Origin of the sequence: Flectobacillus sp. BAB-3569 (genome assembly GCF_002270355.1) — a bacterium.
In the GTDB taxonomy this organism is placed as follows: domain Bacteria; phylum Bacteroidota; class Bacteroidia; order Cytophagales; family Spirosomataceae; genus Flectobacillus; species Flectobacillus roseus.
This window is the reverse complement of sequence record NZ_NJFZ01000116.1, coordinates 1-3146: the sequence shown is the minus strand read 5'-3', so window position 1 is coordinate 3146 and position 3146 is coordinate 1. Positions and strand designations below refer to the sequence as shown.

Below are 3146 nucleotides of genomic sequence, written 5' to 3'. Positions count from 1 at the left end.
CTGCTGCTGCAATATCTGGCCTGCGGCTAATCAGCTGTGCCGGAACCCCAACAGAGAATGTGTCTACCAGAGCTGCACCTTCTATATCTTTAGCTCTTTTGATACTATCAGGGTATTCTCCACAAAGAATACTTAATTCACTTTCCTGAATAACAATATTCTGAAGGGCGAGGGGTATAATCAACTCGGCTGTATTCTTCTGAGCAACAGCCTGTTCTACAGCAACCGAAGTGGACATTCCTGAATTATATTGATGCTTAATTATCTCAATAGTACTATCCAATAGGGCTATGTTCTGATGTGCTATTCTTAATTGTGCATCTAAACTTACCAGATTAAAGTATGCTTGAGTAACTTGTGATATAATCCGTGTTTTTAGGGCTAGCAAGTTATACTTTTGAGCGAAATAATTAGCTCTTGCTTGTTCTTGTTGCATTTTTGCTTTTCCCCATATATCTGCTTCCCAAGATATAGTTAGGCTAGTGCTAAAATCATCTATATATTTGGTACCTGAGAACTGCTCGGTTAAAGATCCATTTAAACTATTCAATGAGGTATAATTACGATATATACCAGTTGTACCTCCTACTGTGGGTAACAACGCTAGCCTAGCTTGCCTACGTGAAAGTTCAAGTTGATCTATGGTCTTCAAGGCTACGACTACTTCGTTGTTTTTTGTGAGCGCTTTGTCTATCAACGATACTAGAATTGGATCCTTGAAAAATGTTTTCCAAGGAAGAACAATTGTATCAGCTGTAATCGAAACTTCGCTACGATAATTAGTAGGGGCATTTACATCAATTCGTGTATATTTCTCTCCCACCACACACGATGTCAGCCATGATGCAAGACCAATTAACATCGCTAGGGTAACAATTTTATTTGTTTTCATTTCTATAAGTATTGGGATGCTTAGACGACTTGTTTCTTCCCTGACAATTTATCTTGTAGGAATTGGAACACAATGTATAGCAATGGTATGACAAAAATTCCTAATATTACTCCCGTCAACATCCCTGTTGCTGTGCTAACACTAATGGATTTATTACCTACAGCAGTACTACCCGCAGAAAGTACCAAAGGAATCATTCCTGCGATGAAGGCAAGTGATGTCATTATAATCGGTCGTAAACGCGATTGGGCACCATCAATAGCCGATTTGACGATTGAAAACCCTGCGCGTCTCCGTTGCACAGCAAACTCTACAATAAGAATGGCATTCTTCGCCAACAGACCAATTAGCATGATTATACCTACCTGAACATATATGTTATTGTCAAGACCAACTGCCATTATACCAAGAAATGCTCCTATAACCCCAGTCGGAATTGAAAGTAGTACTGCAAGTGGTAGTAAGTAACTTTCGTATTGGGCAGACAATAGTAAGTAAACAAATAGTAAACAAAGCCCAAGTATTAATATTGCTTGATTACCAGTTGATTTCTCTTCAAGGCTAAGCCCAGTCCATTCATACTTGAAGTCTGATGGCAAGCGATTATCCAAAATATATTCTACACTCTGCATTAACTGGCCATTACTTACACCTGGTTTTGGAGTAATATTGATAGTTAATGCATTGAACATATTGTATCTACTTACTGCCTCTGGACCGTATACTTTGTGTAATGATACTAAAGTGTTTGCTGCAACCATCTGCCCATGAATATTTTTTACAAAAATATCCTTAAAGGCTTGTTCATCCATTCTAAAAATACCATCTGCTTTAATATTAACACGGTAGAATTTTCCAAAGCGAATAAAGTCTTGTGATTGATCGCCGGAGAAATAGGTTTGGATTGTTCTCAGTAGTCCTGATATACTTACTCCGAGCTGTTTGGCTTTATCCTCGTTGACTTCTAGTTCCAACTGCGGATAATCTGCACGGAAGGTAGTATACGCCATCTGCACATCTGGTATCCCCATGAGAGCATAGATCAGTGAATCTGCTTGAGCTACTAGTTTCTGAGGACTTTGTGAACGTAGATCTTGTAATACAATTTCAGCTCCATTACTAGACCCATAACCATCGACTGGTGGTTGGCGGAATGTATAAACACTTCCTTCTTTAATTTCACTTAATTTACTGTCAACTACCTGCATGATTTGATCAATATCTTTGATCTCTCCACGTTTATCCTTAGACTTAAGCTTAATGAAGCCTGTTCCATAAGCTGAGCTAGCACTATTGTTAAGCATATTGAAGCCAGTAATGGAAGTATTTTCTTCAATTGCTTCAATTTCTTTTAACACGTTGTTAATCTTCTGGGCTACTTCAGTTGTTGTTGAAAGTCCTGTTCCAGGTGGCATTGACAGTGAGTATACAAAAAAACCATCATCCTCTAAGGGAACAAAACTTTTTGGTGTTCTATACATTGCTACAGCAGCAACTACGATAGTAATTATAACTAAACTTGTAGCTAACCACTTACGGTTGATTAAAAATACAATTCCCTTAATATATCTATTAGTCATACTGTTAAACCCTACATTGAAAGCGGTAGTAAACCTTTTTCCAAATCCAACGTTACCATTTGCTCCTGAATGATGGCCCTCTGCATGCGTATTTTTAAGGAATAATGCACAAAGTGCAGGTGTCAGTGTCAGTGCATTTACAGCAGATATGATAATGGCAATTGCTAACGTATATGCAAATTGTTTATAGAATATACCTGCTGCTCCAGACATAAATCCGATAGGAATAAAAACAGCAGACATTACAAGGGTAATTGAGATAACTGCGCCAGTGATTTCACTCATCGCACTATGAGTAGCCTCTCTCCCTGTTAGGTTAGTGCCCTCCATTTTACTATGCACAGCCTCTACAACTACAATAGCATCATCGACAACAATCCCAATGGCAAGTACCAATGCGAAAAGCGTAAGGATATTAATCGTAAAGCCTAACACCATCAAAAAGAAAAATGTTCCTATAATTGCTACTGGAACCGCAATAGCTGGAATAATCGTAGAACGAAAATCTTGTAGAAAAAGTAGAACAACGATGAAAACGAGGATAAATGCTTCTATTAAGGTATGCTTTACCTGTCCTGTTGCTTCATCCAAGCGATCCTTTGTACTCATTAGCTTATAGTACCCAATGCCAGGCGGAAAGCTCTTTGAAAGTGTTTCAATCTGTTCATTTACAC

General features: G+C 38.3%; 2 protein-coding genes. Both read right to left on the bottom strand.

From position 1 onward, the window contains the following. Window positions 1-862: TolC family protein (locus BWI92_RS26580; protein WP_176464567.1), on the bottom strand; the 862-nt coding region annotated here is incomplete at its 3' end. Between the two features lie 50 nt (window positions 863-912). Next, on the bottom strand, window positions 913-3146 hold a 2234-nt coding region (locus tag BWI92_RS26575), incomplete at its 5' end, for an efflux RND transporter permease subunit (RefSeq protein WP_141234957.1).